Source organism: Nocardia veterana NBRC 100344 (genome assembly GCF_000308855.1).
In the GTDB taxonomy this organism is placed as follows: domain Bacteria; phylum Actinomycetota; class Actinomycetes; order Mycobacteriales; family Mycobacteriaceae; genus Nocardia; species Nocardia veterana.
The window spans coordinates 1-16221 of record NZ_BAGM01000070.1 but is presented as its reverse complement, the minus strand read 5'-3'; the positions used below and the strand labels follow the sequence as shown (position 1 = coordinate 16221).

The window sequence follows — 16221 nt, the reverse complement described above, 5'->3', positions numbered from 1 at the left end:
GTGTCCGCTGCACTGCGAATCATGGATTTTTCGAAACGTGAAAAGTTATGACAAAGCTGTGTCGTTCATCCGCTCACCTCGTTCTCCGGTCGCGATGCAGATGCGGCGCGGCCCGCCCCGCCGGCAGTGGCAGATCGAGATAGGTCCGCACACCCGGTTGGGCCGCGACGACATCGGGGATCGCATTCACACAGTTCAGAGCCGTGGCGACGATCGAGGGATTGCGCCGGGCCCCCTCGGCCGGATCGTGGGCGTGCAATCCGGACAGGGTCAGGACACAGCCGGGATCACCCCGCACCTCGACCTCGAACCGTTGCCCGTTCGGCCCGAAGCTCCACGCCGGGTCGAAGTCCCGCTCACTCATGAACCAGTTGACGGCTGCCGTGATCACCGGTTCGCCGTCGACCGTGCCCTCCCACCGAAAGTGCTGGGCCGCAACCTGTCCCGGTTCGATGATGCCGATCGGTGAATCGATCGGCGCGGTGGCGACCGCGATGTCGTGGGTGGTGCGGATATCGGGATCCAGATCGAATCCCAGTTCGTCGGCGAGCATCCACACCGATTGGCTGTACCCGCCGGCCAGCATCGCCGCGACGGTGCTTTCCCTGGCCTTGTCCGGATCGGCGCCGAACATCATCCAGTGCCGCACCACATCCGGGGCGCCGTAGGTGCGGATATCGGAGAACTCCTCGGCGCGCACGCCGGTCACCGAACCCGACAACGCCGAGACCACCAGCGGCAACCGTTCGGTGATGCCGCCGGGGTGAATGCCGGTGCCGTGCAATGTGACTCCGCCCTCGGCGCAGACCGCGTCGAATTTCTCCCGGTCGTGCTGCCGGGGATAGAACCAGCCCAGCGGCGTCACCACGTTCTTGCCCGAGCGCAGGATCGCGCGCAGCACGGAGGTGTCGGCGAAGACCGGGCTGTAGACCACGCAGTCGGCGTCGAGGACGAGCAGCGCCTGCGCATCGGTGGTGGCGGTGACGCCGATCGGGTCGCGCCCCACCAGGGTGCCGAGGTCGACGCCGTCCTTGTCGGGACTGTGCACCCACGCACCGGCGAGTTCGAGCTCCGGATGATCGAGAACGCCCTCGATCGCCGCGCGCCCGACGCCGCCGGTCGCCCACTGGATCACCCTGATCACGAGCGCTGCCCTCCCATCCGGGCAAGCCGGTGGACGAACAGCTCCGGATGACCCACCACCACGGCTGTCCGGTTCACCGGCGTCGTCAGGCAACCCGGCGGCGCACCGTCCGAGCCCGCGTCCGCGCGAACGACCGCACCCATCAGCGGTCCCGCACGATCGACAGGGCCTGGGTCGGGCAGTAGCGCACCGCGTTCTCCACCTCGGCGCGGTCGGCCTCGTCCACCTCCGAGCGCTGGATTTCGACCGTGCCGTGTTTGGGCACGGTGAAGTAGTCCGGCGCCTCGGCCTGGCACATCGCGTGCCCCTGACACAGGTCCAGATCCACCTCGATACGCATCAGCTCTGCTCCTGCTTCGGTGCGTCCGGTTCGCGCAGCGGGGCTTCCGGCTGCACCTCGACCAGCACCAGGTGCGCCCCGCGCGGTGTGTTGACCACCGCGGCGATCGCGGCGGCGAGGTCGGAGGCGCGCAGGAAGAAGGGGTGGCGGGCGAAACCCCATTTCACCCAGTCGTCGAGCAGCGGGCCGACCTGCTCGGGTGCGGCGTTCATCCCCATGCCGGTCTGGGTCGCGCCCGGCCGCACGATCGAGGCGCGAACACCGGTGCCCTCCAACTCCATGCGCAGCTGCCGGGCCATCGCCTCGAGTCCGGTCTTGGCGGCGTTGTAGGCGCCGTTGCGCGGGCGGACCTGGTCGGCGCAGTCCGAGCCGATGAAGACGAAATCGCCGCGACGCCGGGAGATCATGCCGGGCAGAATGCGGTGGGCCAGCCGCTGCGCACCCACCAGATGAACGTCGACCTGTTTCAGGAAGGTCTGCGGGTCCATCTCGTAGGCCAGGCCGAATTCGATGTCCCCGGCACCGGATACCGCGATCTCGATCGGCCCGAGCGCCTCCTCGGCGGCGGTGACGAAGGCGTCGACCGAGGCGTCGTCGGTGACATCGAGCGAGCCCGCGAAGGCCGTGCCACCGTTGGCGGTGATCTTGTCGGCGAGCTCGCGGCAGGTCTGGACCCGGCGCGCACCGAGGGCCACCGGGAATCCGGCCTCGGCCAGCAGAACCGCGGTCGCGGCGCCGATGCCCGACGACGCCCCCGCGATCAGGACCGGTCGCACATCCGGGTGTGGATCGAAACGCGGCATACTACGAAACCTCCACGGTGACAGGGAGTTTCGCGAACCCCCGGACGTTGGTCGAATGCACCCGCGCCATGGCGGACTCGTCGATCGAGTACTCCCGGACGCGGGCGGCGAACTCGCGCAGGGCGACAACGGTCTCCAGGCGGGCCAGATGCGCGCCCAGACAGAAGTGCACACCACCGCCGAAGCTGGCCAACGCGCTCTTGTCGGTGCGTTCGATGTCGTAGCGGTCCCCGTCGGTGAAGACCGCGTCGTCGCGATTGGCGGAGCCGATGAGCAGCACCACCTTCGAACCGGCGGGGATCACCCCGTGTTCGAACGGCACGTCGACGACCGCGGAACGCGCCACCATCTGGCTCGAATTGTCGTAGCGCAGCGTCTCCTCGACCCAGTCCGGCACCAGGTCGGCGTCGGCGACCACCTTGGCGAACTGTTCGGGATTGCGGCCGGCCCAGTACAGCGCGTTGCCGAGCAGTTTGGTGGTGGTCTCGTTACCGGCCACGACCATCAGGAACATGAAGCCGATGATCTCGTCGTCGGTGAGTTTGTCGCCGTCGATCTCCGCGTCGAGCAGCGCGGAGGTCAGGTCCTCGGTGCGGCTGCGGCGGCGCTGGGCGACCATGTCGGAGTAGTACACGACCAGATTCAGCGAGGCCTCGATGGCCGCCGCCGGCACGTCGAGCACGCCCTCCTCGCGGTGCACCACCAGATCGGCCATCCGGCGGATCTCCGCCCGATCGGGTTCGGGCACGCCCAGCATGTCGGAGATGACGTCCATGGGCAGTTTGCCCGCGAAATCCTCGATCCAGTCGAAACTGCCACGCTCGAGCGCCGGTTCGAGATGATGCAGCGTCAGTTCCCGGATCCGATCGCCCATACCGGCGATCCGGCGTGGAGTGAAGCCCTTGTTGACCAGCTGGCGCATCCGCAGGTGACGCGGATCGTCCATGGCGAGAAACGACATGGTCTTGTGCGCGTGCGGACCCCAGGCGGCCGGGTCCAGGGAAACGCCGTTGGCGCTGGACAGGCGGGCGGCGTCACGGAATGCGGCGGTCACGTCGGCGTGCCGCGACAGCGCCCAGAAGTCCAGGTCCGGGTTGTAGTACAGCGGCGCCTCCGTGCGCAGCCGCCGATAGACCGGATACGGATCCTCGTGGAACTGGTAGTCGTAGGGATCGAAGACGACCGGTTGCGCAGATGCCACAGTCATCACACCCACCTCTCGAAATGTAACGCGTTCACATCGAGCCTCATCCGCATACCGCCAACCGAGACACAGGACTGGACATGTGTCTGGACGCTACCACCGGTCGGGAATCCGGACAATGGGCGAACGACGTCCGCGCGCGTGCGCACGGTGGCCGGACAGGCGAGCGTCACCATGCCTCACCCTTTGTCGCCGAGGAGCGGCTGCAACTCGGCCACCGACCACGGCGGTGTATCGGCATGGTCGCGATAGCCGATCGACTCGAGTTTCGGCCGCGCGAAGCGACCGACGAAACCGCCTGCGGCAATGAAGATCCGACCCGTCGCGGTCGCGAGGTCGGAGGCGAGATAGACATACAGCGCCGCGGCGTACTCCGGTGGCGGGGCATCCAGTGACGACGCTGCCGTGAACTCGTCGAGCAGGCCGCGCTCGCGCAATTCGGCGATCTTCGCCTCGTAGTCCGGTCCGGTGGACAACCGCGTCCTCGCCCCCGGACAGATCGCGTTCACCCGGATGCCGTGCTCTTTCAGCTCCGCGGCCAAGGCCAGCGTCAGGCTCGCGACCGCGCCTTTTCCGGCCGGATAGCCCGTGCCGCCGTAGTCGCCGAGGTAGGCGAACGAGCCGGTGTTGACGATCGATCCGGCGCCGCGGGCCACCATCAGCGGCGCTACCGCGCGGCAGGTGTTGAACACCGTGGTCAGGTGGGAGTCCAGCTGAGCTCGCCAGTCCGCCGTGGAGATGTCGAGGATCGAGGAGTGCGCGGGTTCGGCGATCCCGGCACAATTGACGAGAACATCGACGCCGCCGAAACTTTCGACGCATCGGCCCACCAGTGCGTCCGCGATCGTTTCGTCCGCGGCCGAGCCCGCGACCGCGACGGCGCGACCGCCCGCCGCGCGAATCTCGTCCACCACCGCGTCCACCGCCGGCCCACTCCGGGAATTGACCACCACGCCGGCACCCTGGCGCGCCAGTTCGACGGCGACGGCCCGGCCGATGCCGCTGCCGCCGCCCACCACGATCGCCGCCTTACCGACCACCGCCGCCTCTCCGGTCATCGCCGGCACCGCCTCTCCCGATTCGATCACTCTGCAACACGTTCTTGTATTCACAGCTCCGCCCAAACTATATTCCGTACAGGTGTCCAGACAGCCCTATCGGAGAGGCGAATGACGAAACTGCTCCCCCCTGGCGAGGGATCCCGGCTCCTGATCGACGGCAAACTGGTCGCCGGTGGCGCGGGGGTGTTCGCGACGGTCAATCCGGCGACCGAGGAAGTTCTCGGCCAGGCCGCCAACGCCGACGCCGCCGATATGGACGCGGCCATCGCCGCCGCCCGCGCGGCGTTCGACACCACCGACTGGTCGCGCGACCACGCCTTCCGCGCCCACTGTCTGCGGCAACTGCGCGACGCGCTGCGCGACAACATCGAGGAACTGCGCGAGATCACCATCGCCGAGGTGGGCGCCCCACGTATGCTGACCAGCGGCCCGCAACTGGAGGGCCCGATCGGCGACCTCGGCTACTTCGCCGATCTGGCCGAAAGTTACGAGTGGGTCAGCGATCTCGGCGTCGCGAAGCCGATGGGGATTCCGACGGCGCGCACGCTACGCCGCGAGGCGATCGGCGTGGTCGGCGCGATCACGCCGTGGAACTTCCCGCATCAGATCAACTTCGCCAAACTCGGGCCGGCCCTGGCGGCCGGATGCACCGTGGTGCTCAAACCGGCTCCCGACACCCCATGGGTCGCCGCGCTGGTCGGCACGGTGATCGCCGAACAGACCGAGATTCCGGCCGGCGTGGTCAATATCGTCACCTCCGACGACCACCAGCTGGGCGCCCAGTTGGTCACCGATCCGCGGGTGGACATGATCTCGTTCACCGGTTCGACGCAGACCGGCCGGACCATCATGGCCGGGGCGGCACAGAGCCTGAAGAAGGTCTTTCTCGAACTCGGCGGGAAGTCGGCCTTCATCATCCTGGACGACACCGATGTCGCCGCCGGGGCGAGCTACGCGGGCTTCACGGTCTGCGTCCACGCCGGCCAGGGGTGCGCGCTCACCACTCGCCTGCTGGTCCCGCGCGAGCACTACGACACGGCGGTCACCGCGGCGGCCAAGGCGATGAGCGGCATCGTCCCGGGCGATCCGAACGATCCGGGCACTGTCTGCGGGCCGGTCATCTCGGCGCGGCAGCGCGACCGGGTGCAGCGCTACATCGATATCGCGCGCGCCGAGGGCGGCACCATCGTCACCGGCGGCGGCAGTCCCGATCGCGAACGCGGGTTCTTCATCGAACCCACCCTGATCAGCGGAGTGTCCAACACCTCCACCGTGGCGCAGGAGGAGATCTTCGGCCCGGTACTCGTGGTGATCCCGCACGACGGCGACGACGACGCCATCCGGCTGGCCAACGAATCGCCCTACGGGCTCTCGGGCGAGGTGTGGGGCACCGACCAGGCGCGAATCGAACACGTGGTCAACGGAGTTCGGACCGGAACCCTCGGCGTCAACGGCGGCATCTGGTACAGCGCCGACGCCCCGTTCGGCGGCTACAAGCAGTCCGGCATCGGCCGCGAACTCGGCGTGGCCGGATTCGAGGAGTACCTCGAAACCAAACTGATCGCCACCGCGCGGAAATAGGCAGCCCGCGACGTCGTCGCGAATCACCGACAGGAGAACCCAACTCATGGCTCGTTTCACCGATCGCGTCGCGATCGTCACCGGCGCGGCGCAGGGCATCGGCGCCGAATACGCGAGGGCACTGGCCGGCGAGGGCGCCACCGTCGTCGTCGCGGATCTCAACGCGGACAAGGGAAAACAGGTCGCCGACGAGATCAGCAGCGGCGGCGGCACCGCGGTCTTCCATCCCGTCGACGTCTCCGACCCGGAATCGGTCACCACCCTGGCCGACTACACGCACAACGAGTTCGGCGCGATCAACCATCTGGTCAACAACGCCGCCATCTACGGCGGGATGAAACTGGACCTGCTGCTGACGGTGCCGTGGGACTACTACAAGAAGTTCATGAGCGTGAATCTCGACGGTGCGCTGAACATGACCCGCGCGGTGTGGAAGCACATGTCGAAGGGCGGCGGCGGGTCCATCGTGAACCAGTCCTCCACCGCCGCATGGGTGTATTCGAACTTCTACGGCCTCGCCAAGGCCGGGGTCAACAGCCTCACCCAGCAGCTGGCGGTCGAACTCGGCGGATCCAACATCCGGATCAACGCCATCGCGCCGGGACCGATCAATACCGAGGCGACGCAGACGGTCACGCCGGGCACGATCGTCGACGATATGGTGAGCCGGCTGCCGCTCAAGCGGATCGGCACCCCGCAGGATCTGGTGGGCGCGTGTCTGTACCTGCTGTCGGACGAGGCGTCCTGGGTGACCGGGCATATCCTCAACGTGGACGGTGGGCAGATCATCCGCTGATCGCCACTCGGCGTCCGCTCGGGCTGAGCGGGCGCCGGTCCGGTACCGGCGATGCCGAGATCACGTCGTTGTGATGCGATACAGTGGCTCGCCGATAGGGTTCACAGCACGGACGGGGGCACGGTCGATGTCGACACCGACCACGACACAGCACATTTCGACGGGTCGAGTGCGGTAGACGATGGCCACCGACGATCGATCCGATTCCCCGCAGCAGCCGCCGTCCGGCGAACCCGGCCCCACCTCAGCGCCACCGACCCGCGCCTATCCCGGCGGCGTGCCCGATCCGAATGCCGCGCAAGGCTCGCCGCAGCAGCCCGCGCCGCCCACTCAGGCCTATCCGGCCGGTCAACCTGCGCCGCCGACGCAGGCCTATCCACAGGGCCAACCGGCACCACCGACCCAGGCCTATCCGGCGGATCAGCCGGGCCACCCGCCGCACGGCTTCGGCCCGGATCAGGGGTATCCACCGCCCGGCTCGGACGATCCGACGGTATTCGCTGGGCAGGGCTACTCCGGCGCCCCGCAGCCCGGCATCCCCAACCAGCCGCCCGCATACGGGCAGGGGTATCCGCCGCCCGGATACTCGGGCGGGCAACCGTATCCGCAGTATCAGGACCCGCAGTTCGCCGCCGGCCAGCCGTACCCGTATCCGCCTGCGCCGCAGCCGAATTCGGGTGGCGGCAAGGTCGTCGCGATCGTCGCGGCGGCATTGGCGGCGGTGCTCGTGATCGGCGCGCTGGTCGCGGTCGTGGTGGTCCGCAACCATCATCGCGACGACAACACCGCGAGCGGCGACTCCTCCACCAGCCGGCCGTCTCCGACCTACTCCACCTCGACGGCGCCGACCACCGAGGACACCAGCCGCTACGCGCCCCCGCCGCCCTCCCCGACACCGGCCGATGTCTGGATCGCCGCGGGCTACGACGCCGACACCGGCAAGGTGACCTGGGCGCGCAGCACGGTCAGCTCCGACGACGCCACCAACCAGGTCCAGATCCGTTGTCCCGGTTGCGCACAACCGGCCGCATGGGCGCGCAACGCCTGCGTCGCCGTGGTCGTCGGACAGAACAACGGCTGGGCCTCCACCTGGGGCACCACCGCACAGGAAGCCGAATCCAAGGCCATCGCCAGCGCCCAGAACAATTACGGCGTCTCCGGACCGTTCAACACGTGGTCGAAATGCGCCGAGGAGTGAAAGCACCCTGACGGTCACTTCCCAGCAACGGGAGCAGTCGCGCACGGTGTCGGACTTATGCTTCCGGCAGTGCTGTCGGCCCGGACGCGAGTCGAGTCCGGCGACGGCGACGCACACGAACCGGCGTGCGGCGGAAGGTGGATCATGGTCGTCCCAGGCCTGTCCGCGGTGAAAGCGAGGCAGTGATGAGCCCCGATGGCACCGAACGGTTGGGCGATCTGCACGAACTTCCCCCCTGCGCGCCCGGGGGTCTGACCGCACTCTTCCATGCCGCCGAGGCGGTCATCCAGGAACAGATCCGCATGCTCGGATCGGGCAACCCGTCGGAAGCTCCCGATCTGCGCGGGAAACTCCGCGGCCAAGGGGTGTCCAATCCCGAGGACAAGTCGGAGATGGTCGACAAATACAGCGACCACGAGACCCAGCTACACAAGGCCGTATCCGGAATCCACCGAGACGATCACGGCATCACGGTGCGCACGGCCGGGATCGGCAAAGCCGTCACAGATGCCTATTCCGGCGTGGATACCGCAGTGAAGGAACTGAATACGAAGATCGACGCCTCGTTCAAGTCGGTGCGGACCATCAAGGACAAGGACGGCGGATCGCACCAGGAACTACCCAAGGACATCGTCAACGGCTTGTTCAAAGCCGTGTGGGAAACCTTGAGTACGACCTACGACAAGGTGCACGGCGTCTCGGATCAGGCGGCGGCCGCGGCATTGAAGATCAAAGGCGGCGCACCGCCCGCGGCGCCGCCGCCCAGTACCCCGATCCCAGCAATGTCGCCCATGTCGGGGCGATCCGCTCAGCCCATCAGCTCGGGGGGCGGCGGGAGCACACCGTGGAGTGGCGGGTCGGGCTCGATGGGCACGGCGATCATCCCCACCGCGGAAAAACCGACCGCTATGGCGATGATGCGATATCTGATCGACACGTACCACTTCACGCCGGCACAGGCGGCCGGCATCGTCGCCAACGCGAAATTCGAGTCGGGATTCGACGTTTCGGCCACCGGCGACAACGGATCGGCAAAGGGCCTGTTCCAGTGGCGTTTCAACCGGCTCTCCGGCCTCCAAGCCTTCGCGAGCAAACCTGGCGAGAATATCGGCGACTGGCACACCCATCTCGATTACATGGTTCAGGAACTGCGCGGCGGCGGTTATCAGCAGGCCAACGCCATTGTCAGCTCCAACCCGAACGACGCCCGGGCGGTGGCCGAGGGGTTCGACCGGTACTACGAAAAGAGTGCGGGACTTTCGACCGGCGAACGGCGCAAGTACGCCGCCGGTCTGCTCGAGGAATACAACCGGTCGAATCCGAACGTCGCGGTCTGATTCACGGCACGATGACCGCACGTCCGCGCAGGGTTCCGGCTGCCAGTCGGCGGTAGGCCTCGGGCCCCTCGTCGAGGGTGAAGCGTTCCACCGCGATATCGAGTACCCCCTCGTGGGCGAGGTCGATGAGTTCGATGAGCTCGGCGCGGGTGCCCCAGTACGGTGAGGTCACCGCCGCCTCGTACGGGCTGATGCCGAATCCGACTCGGGCCGCGGACTTTCCGTCGCCGAGCCCCACGATGGTGACATCGGAGTCCACTCCGGCGACCGCCATCGCGGTGTCGACGGTGGGCTGATAGCCGACGAAATCGAGGACCAGGCTCGCCCCGGCCGCGCCGGTGATCTTGCGGACGTTGTCGGCGGCCTGCGCATCCGACAGCACCGCCTCGTGGGCGCCCACCGATTTCGCGAACTGCAATTTGTCGTCGCTGACATCCAGGGCGATGACACGAGCCGAGGACAGATGCCGAAGCAACTGAATGGCAACATGCCCGAGGCCGCCGCTGCCGATCACCACCGCCCAGGAACCGGGACGCAACTTACCCAGCGACCGCTTGATCGCGTGATACGGCGTGAGTCCGGCGTCGGTGAGCGGCACGGTCGCCACCGGGTCCAGACCGCCGATCGGCACCAGGTGGCGGGGCGAGTCGACGATCAGATATTCCGCGATCGCGCCGGGCGCGCCCAGGCCGGGCGGGAAGATGCCGAGTTCGGCCGCCCGTGCGCAGTAGTTCTCCATCCCCTGGGCGCAGAACCAGCAGTTTCCGCAGCCCCACGGCCCGTAGACCACCACGCTGGTGCCCAGCTCCAGACCGCGCACCCCCTCCCCGACCGCGGCTACCGTGCCCGCTCCCTCGTGTCCGAGGGTGAGCGGCAGCGTGAAGCCGAAGGCCTCCGCCGGCATCGACATCACGAAATCGTCGGAGTGGCAGACACCCGCCGCGGTGACCTGCAGCAGCACCTGCCCGGGGCCCGGTTCGGGCGTCGGGATCTCACGAACTTCGGGTTCCGCGCCGACGGTGACATACTGCAGAGCCTGCATAGCGCTGTTCCTCTCGGTCGAGCGACTGGTTCGCGCCTCCACGGCAACTCACAGGCTAGTGCCCGATCCCGTCGTTCGGTTGGGCTTTCGATATGACACCGAAAGAAGAGCACACTTTCAGCGAACACCGCGAGGGCGGCACCGGCCGAGAACCGGGGGCTACTCCTTGGAGTAGTCGGTGCTCAACCACCGTTCGGGTCGCATCCGGATCACCACCGAATTCGGCGTCAGATTCTGCTCGACGAATTCGGCACCCGCGGTGGGACCGAGATAACGCACCGCGATGGCCCGCGCGATATCGGGGGTCGCCGGGTCGATCGAGGTCACCGGCCCCTCGGCGGTCACGTACCGGTACGGCGGTTGCTCGACCTGCGCGGTGAGCGAGAAACGTCCGGCCGCGCGGATCACCCGCTCCTTGCGGGTCCCGGACTCGGTCCAGAGGAGCACCTCACCACCGGGTTCGTAGCCGTACCAGATCGGCACCGCCAGCGGAGCTCGGTCCGGACGTTCCACCGCTATCACCCCGACGTGCAATTCGGCCAGAAACTGCTCCCGTTCGGCACCGGTCATGGTCGGCATGGCATGGTCCTTTCGCGGTCGGGTCGTGTGCGCCTCCACCGCACGATGACATGTCCTATTCCAGCCGGACGGCCGCCACGCCGGTCCGCCATCCCGAAGGTAGAACGATATGGGCACACCCTTCTTCGCCGGGTTGACCACGGTCGATCTGGCTTACGCGGTCGATACCTATCCCGTCGAGGACAGCAAAACGCAAGCGCGCGAACAGTTTCTGGGCGCCGGCGGGCCGGCCGCGAACGCCGCCGTCGCCTGCGCGATCCTCACCGGTGCGGCCCGGCTGCTCAGTGCGGTGGGGCAGCATCCGCTCACCGCGCTGATCCGGGACGACCTGCGCGGCAACGGTGTCGAACTGCTGGACGCCACCCCGCATCGAACCGATCCGCCGCCGGTTTCCTCGATCGTCGTGGCGACGGATGCGGGGACGAGAACCGTTGTGTCGCTGGACGGTTCCGGTATCGAGGTGCCGTTCGGCGCCGATGCGGCCGCTCGGGTACGGGACGCCCCGGTGGTACTGGTCGACGGTCATCACCCGGAGCTCGCGCTGGGAGTCGCCCGAATCGCACGGGAAGCGGGGGTTCCGGTGGTCCTCGACGCCGGGCGGTGGAAGCCGGTGCACGCCGAGTTGCTGCCGCTGGTCGATATCGCCATCTGCTCGGCATCGTTCGCGCCGCCCGCGTCCGGCGACCTGTTCGACCACCTGCACCGGGTCGGACCGCATGCGGTGGCCGTCACCCGTGGCGCGCAGCCGATCAGCTACTCCGCCGACGGGATTCGCGGTGAGATCCCCGTGGACACGGTCACCGGTGCGGATACCCTCGGGGCCGGCGACATCCTGCACGGCGCGTTCTGCGCCTACTATTCGCACGGCCTCGATTTCGTCACCGCGCTCACCCGGGCGAGTGCGGTCGCCACCCTGTCGTGCCGCTCGTTCGGCACCCGCGCCTGGCGAGCGGCCCTCACCGACCCGACCGAATCCGATAGCCACCGCTGACCGCGCGCAGCACCAGGTCGGCTCGGTGCCGGCTCTGCCGGATGAGCCGCGCATTCGGCAGATCGCTCGCACTCACCATGGCTCGGGCGCGCTCCCGGGATTTGCCGCCGCGCAGGTGGCGGCGCAGGAGGCGCTGCTCGATCACCGATTCCTCCGCGTCGAGATACCAGACCTCGTCGAGGTGCTCCCGCACCTCTCGCCAGCCCGGCCGGTCCAGCAGCAGATAGTTGCCCTCCACGATCGCCACGCGTTCGTCGGTGAAGGTCACCGCGTCGGGGATCGGGTCGTGCCGGGACCGGTCGTACACCGGCCACGGCACGGCGTGCCCGATCGAAGCCGTGCGCAACGCACGGACCCGCGCGACGAACGAATCCACATCGAAGGTATCCGGTTGTCCCTTGCGTTCGAGTGCACCGGAATTCCGCAGCACCGCCGTGCTCAGATGAAATCCATCCATACCGGCCACCTCGGCCGGGACACCCGCCGCCCGCACCGCTCGCACCACCGTCGCGGCGAGGGTGGACTTCCCTGCCCCCGGCGGCCCGGTCACTCCGACCAGATACCGGCGGCCGGCCGCATCGCGGGTCGCGGCCACGATCCGCGCCGCCAGCTCGGCTGTGCTCACCACCTCGGATGTCACTCGGCCCCTCACTCGACGAGCAGCACGATCAGCCGCCGTGGGCCGTGTACGCCCTGCACCCGGGTCATCTCGATGTCGACGGTCGCCGACGGGCCGCTGATCCAGGTCGTCGGACGACGTGGGTCGAGCCGCGAAACCACCTGCGGCAAGGCGGATTTCACCTGATCGGCATGCACGACACAGAGGTGGCAATCCGGAACCAGGGTGGGTGCGCGCCGGCCCTGTCCGGCGTCGCCGTCGAGCACGATCGTGCCCGAATGCGCGATCGCGGCGGCGCAGGTGGTCACGACGGCGTCCACCTCGTCCAGTTCGGCCGTGGTCAGCGGCGGGTCGTCGGTGACGATCCGATGCTCGGTCCGGTCCGCCCACAGCGCCGTCCAGATGTCCGGAAGCCCGGGCGGGGTCAGGACCACGTGCGCCGAGGCGCTGCGCAGCTCCCGGTCGACCGCCGCCGCGACACCGGAGACGGTGGTCCGATGCACCTGCGCGCCATAGCGTTTCAGCCGCTGTTCGAACAGGGCCAGGATCGCGGCGCGATCGTCCGGGTCGATGCCCGGCGCATGCCGCAGATAGTCACGCGGGACCGCGACCGGTTCGGCGGCCTCGCCGATGGCTTCGCGGACACGCCGCAGAATCGTCTCCCGGGCACTCACGGCCGCCTCCCGTCGCCGTCCGGTCCCGCCGTGCCGGTATTCCCGCGGCTATCCGGGTGCTCGTCGTCGCGACGGCCGCCCTCGGTCCGCGCCCACCAGCGACGAAACGATTCGGCGGGAATGTCGGGTACCTGCCGGCTGTCGGTCCATCCGCCGAGCGGCCCGGGCAGATGCCGCTTCGGCACCGCCACCCCGATGCGCGCGGCCGACCGGACCGCCGCGCCCCAGATCGCGGGATGGCGCATCACGCCGGCCATCGCATCGAGCGCCGCCCGCTCGATCGGATGTTTCACCCCGGCCGGTCCCTCGGCCACCTGATGTCGCAGGGCCAGCAGGTTACCGGTGATATCGATCCGGACCGGACAGACGTCGTCACAGGCCCCGCACAGTGCCGATGCGTAGGGCAGCGATGCCGTCTGGGGATCGTCGGCGCCCTTCAACAACGGATTGAGGATGGCGCCGATCGGACCCGGATACACCGAACCGTAGGCCTGCCCGCCGGTCCGCTCGTAGACCGGGCAGATGTTCATGCACGCACCGCATCGGATGCAGCGCAGCGCTTCTCGCCCCAGCGCGTCGCCCAGCGCACGGGTGCGGCCGTTGTCCACGAGAATCAGATGGAAGGCGGACGGGCCGTCCTGTTCGCTGACACCGGTCCAGGTCGACACATACGGCGACATCCGCTCCCCGGTCGCACTGCGCGCCAGCAATTCCAGATAGATCTCCAGATCGCGCCAGCTCGGGATCACCTTCTCGATGCCGGCCACGGTGATCAGGGTTTCCGGCAGGGTCAGGCACATCCGGCCATTGCCCTCCGATTCCACCAGCACGACCGTTCCGGTCTCGGCGACCAGGAAATTCGCGCCGGTGATCCCGACCTTCGCGCGCAGGAATTTCTCGCGCAGATGCAGGCGGGAGGCATCGGCGAGCGCCTGCGGGTCGTCGGACAGATCATCGGGCGCGGGTCGGCCGTGCTTGCCCATCTCGCGGCGGAAGATGTCGCGGATCTGGCTGCGGTTCAGATGCATCGACGGCACCACGATATGGGAGGGCAGATCGTCGCCGAGCTGCAGAATGATCTCGGCGAGATCGGTTTCCCTGGTGTCGATCCCGGCGGCGGCCAGCGCCTCGTTCAGCCCGATCTCCTCCGAGAGCATCGATTTGGCCTTGACGACCTCGGTTTCCCCGGTGCCGCGGACCAATTCGGTGACGACGGCATTCGCCGCCGCGGCATCGACGGCCCAGTGCACCACTCCCCCGGCGGCTTCCACCGCCTCGGCCAACCGCTCCAGATAGCCGTCGAGATGGTGCAGCACCTCGTCCTTGACGGCCGCCGCCGCGGTGCGCAGCTCCTGCCAGTCGGGGCGTTCCTCGACCAGGGCGTCGCGTTTGGCGCGGATGGTGTGCGTGGCGCGGTGCACATTGGCGCGCAACTGCTCGTCGGCGGTCGCGGCGCGCGCGGCCTGCGGGAACGGCGGCCAGCCCACGAAACTCTTGCTCACGCCGGGCCTCCCGCCGAGGTGACGACCGGCAGTCCCGGCATCGGCCCGTCGGATTTCGTGCGCGCCAGAATTTCCACCAGATGCAGATCACGGACCGGGGTGCCGTCGGCGACCAATCGGCCGCCGATATTCATCAGGCACGAATTGTCCACGGCGGTCACCACATTCGCACCCGACTCGCGCACGTGGGCGGCCTTGTCACCGTTCATCGCCCCGGACGCCGCGGCGTTCTTCACCGAGAAGGTGCCACCGAAGCCGCAACATTCCTCGGCCGCGGGCAGATCGACCAGATCCATGCCGGCCACCGCGCGCAGCAAGCGATACGGCCGGTCCCCGATCCGCTGCACCCGCAGCGAATGGCAGGTCGGATGGTAGGTCACCCGATGCGGGAAATAGGCGCCGACGTCGACCACACCGAGATCGTCGGTGAGGAATTCGGTCAGCTCCCGGATTCTCGGCAGCAGCGACTCGGCGTCGCGGGCCAGCGCCGCGTCCCCGACCTGCTCGGCCACCGCCCGATAGAACTCCCCCGGCGCCGCGCCGCAGGACGCCGACGGGACCACGATCCGGTCGTAGTCGCCGAAGACCGAGACGAAATGACGAGCCAGTTTCGCGGTATCGGCCCGATAGCCGGTGTTGGCATGCATCTGGCCGCAACAACTCTGGGCCATCGGGAATTCGACCTCGACGCCGAGCCGCCGCAGCAAACGCACCGCCGCACGTCCGGTACCGGGATACATGACGTCGTTCACACAGGTGATGAACAATGCCGTACGCACCGACATGCGGCCCCTCTCGTCACCGATGCCGCGGGCCGGGCACTATCTCGAGCGGCATCTCGATACGAATGCTGGCGAAAGCTTTCGACGAACGATCCCGGCCAGGATACGCCGCGCCGGACGCGACGAGGCGGACCCGCGGCTGGTGTGGACCGCGGATCCGCCTCGTCGGCAGTGCGTCAGCTCGCCGCCTCCGCCCCGGTCACCGGGCGCTCATCGGCGAATTCGGCCACCTCCTCGTCGGTGAGCAGCCGGGAACGGATCAGGAAACGCACGCCCTCGGGCGCTTCCAGCGAGAAACCGCTCCCCCGCCCGGGGACCACATCGACGGTGAGATAGGTGTGCTTCCAGTACTCGTACTGGTCGGCGCTCATCCAGAACGGGGTATCGGCGCCGACCCGCCCGAGCAACACATCCGAGGCGCCGACGCGGAATTCGCCGCGCGGGAAGCACATCGGGGCGCTGCCGTCGCAACAGCCACCCGACTGATGGAACATGACCGGACCGTGCTGCCGAATCAGGTTGTCCAGCAACGCTTCCGCGGCCTCGGTCAGGTCGACGCGGCCACCCA

The 16221-nt window shown here is 68.2% G+C and carries 17 protein-coding genes; 5 read left to right on the top strand and 12 right to left on the bottom strand.

What is annotated here, in order from left to right; genetic code table 11:
• Window positions 1-73: 73 nt before the first annotated feature.
• From ON37_RS12180 to ON37_RS12160, 5 genes are all read right to left on the bottom strand, one after another.
• On the bottom strand, window positions 74-1144 hold the full coding sequence (locus ON37_RS12180; RefSeq protein WP_040719193.1) for an NAD(P)H-dependent amine dehydrogenase family protein: 1071 nt from the start codon (window positions 1142-1144) through the stop codon (window positions 74-76).
• 142 nt (window positions 1145-1286) lie between these two features.
• Window positions 1287-1484 (bottom strand): ferredoxin, encoded by a 198-nt coding sequence (locus ON37_RS12175; protein ID WP_040719192.1) that lies wholly within the window; start codon window positions 1482-1484, stop codon window positions 1287-1289.
• The gene (locus ON37_RS12170) at window positions 1484-2287 is read right to left on the bottom strand and encodes an SDR family oxidoreductase (RefSeq protein WP_040719191.1); all 804 of its coding nucleotides are present in this window, start codon (window positions 2285-2287) and stop codon (window positions 1484-1486) included. Before ON37_RS12170 ends, ON37_RS12175 begins: the two co-directional genes overlap by 1 nt.
• Window position 2288: 1 nt before the next feature.
• A complete protein-coding gene (locus tag ON37_RS12165; RefSeq protein WP_040719197.1) occupies window positions 2289-3494 on the bottom strand; it encodes a cytochrome P450 in 1206 nt (401 codons plus the stop codon).
• A gap of 176 nt (window positions 3495-3670) precedes the next feature.
• Window positions 3671-4549 (bottom strand): SDR family NAD(P)-dependent oxidoreductase, encoded by an 879-nt coding sequence (locus tag ON37_RS12160; protein WP_040719190.1) that lies wholly within the window; start codon window positions 4547-4549, stop codon window positions 3671-3673.
• A gap of 111 nt (window positions 4550-4660) precedes the next feature.
• Between ON37_RS12160 and ON37_RS12155 the strand changes: the two genes are divergently transcribed.
• From ON37_RS12155 to ON37_RS12140, 4 genes are all read left to right on the top strand, one after another.
• Complete coding sequence (locus ON37_RS12155; protein WP_040719189.1) at window positions 4661-6133, top strand: aldehyde dehydrogenase; 1473 nt, start codon at window positions 4661-4663, stop codon at window positions 6131-6133.
• A gap of 46 nt (window positions 6134-6179) precedes the next feature.
• Window positions 6180-6929 carry an SDR family oxidoreductase gene (locus tag ON37_RS12150; RefSeq protein WP_040719188.1) on the top strand — a complete coding sequence of 250 codons (750 nt, stop codon included), beginning with the start codon at window positions 6180-6182 and terminating at the stop codon, window positions 6927-6929.
• Between the two features lie 181 nt (window positions 6930-7110).
• The gene (locus ON37_RS12145; RefSeq protein WP_040719187.1) at window positions 7111-8127 is read left to right on the top strand and encodes a DUF4189 domain-containing protein; all 1017 of its coding nucleotides are present in this window, start codon (window positions 7111-7113) and stop codon (window positions 8125-8127) included.
• A gap of 185 nt (window positions 8128-8312) precedes the next feature.
• The gene (locus ON37_RS12140; protein WP_040719186.1) at window positions 8313-9464 is read left to right on the top strand and encodes a phage tail tip lysozyme; all 1152 of its coding nucleotides are present in this window, start codon (window positions 8313-8315) and stop codon (window positions 9462-9464) included.
• Between the two features lies 1 nt (window position 9465).
• On the opposite strand, the gene ON37_RS12135 is transcribed toward ON37_RS12140, so the two are convergent.
• Together ON37_RS12135 and ON37_RS12130 are read right to left on the bottom strand one after the other, a co-directional pair.
• On the bottom strand, window positions 9466-10506 hold the full coding sequence (locus ON37_RS12135) for an NAD(P)-dependent alcohol dehydrogenase (protein WP_040719185.1): 1041 nt from the start codon (window positions 10504-10506) through the stop codon (window positions 9466-9468).
• Window positions 10507-10665: 159 nt separating this feature from the next.
• Complete coding sequence (locus ON37_RS12130; protein ID WP_174362099.1) at window positions 10666-11085, bottom strand: pyridoxamine 5'-phosphate oxidase family protein; 420 nt, start codon at window positions 11083-11085, stop codon at window positions 10666-10668.
• Between the two features lie 109 nt (window positions 11086-11194).
• Here ON37_RS12130 and ON37_RS12125 point away from each other — a divergent pair, with 109 nt between their 5' ends.
• Window positions 11195-12076, top strand: a complete 882-nt coding sequence (locus ON37_RS12125) for a PfkB family carbohydrate kinase (protein ID WP_040719184.1) — start codon at window positions 11195-11197, stop codon at window positions 12074-12076.
• Here ON37_RS12125 and ON37_RS12120 read toward each other — a convergent pair.
• The 5 genes from ON37_RS12120 to ON37_RS12100 all read right to left on the bottom strand — a co-directional run.
• Window positions 12042-12701 (bottom strand): nucleoside/nucleotide kinase family protein, encoded by a 660-nt coding sequence (locus tag ON37_RS12120; protein WP_245553170.1) that lies wholly within the window; start codon window positions 12699-12701, stop codon window positions 12042-12044. The two genes, ON37_RS12125 and ON37_RS12120, sit on opposite strands and share 35 nt — an antisense overlap.
• Window positions 12702-12724: 23 nt before the next feature.
• Window positions 12725-13369, bottom strand: coding sequence for a LutC/YkgG family protein (locus ON37_RS12115; RefSeq protein ID WP_040719182.1), 645 nt, complete (start codon window positions 13367-13369; stop codon window positions 12725-12727).
• Window positions 13366-14871, bottom strand: coding sequence for a LutB/LldF family L-lactate oxidation iron-sulfur protein (locus ON37_RS12110; RefSeq protein WP_083892931.1), 1506 nt, complete (start codon window positions 14869-14871; stop codon window positions 13366-13368). The genes ON37_RS12115 and ON37_RS12110 overlap by 4 nt, the downstream gene beginning before the upstream one ends.
• Window positions 14868-15650: a (Fe-S)-binding protein gene (locus ON37_RS12105; protein ID WP_040719194.1), complete on the bottom strand. Its 783-nt coding sequence runs from the start codon at window positions 15648-15650 to the stop codon at window positions 14868-14870. Before ON37_RS12105 ends, ON37_RS12110 begins: the two co-directional genes overlap by 4 nt.
• Window positions 15651-15829: 179 nt before the next feature.
• Window positions 15830-16221 (bottom strand): DUF779 domain-containing protein (locus tag ON37_RS12100; protein WP_040719181.1); only part of this gene is annotated, 392 nt, incomplete at its 5' end.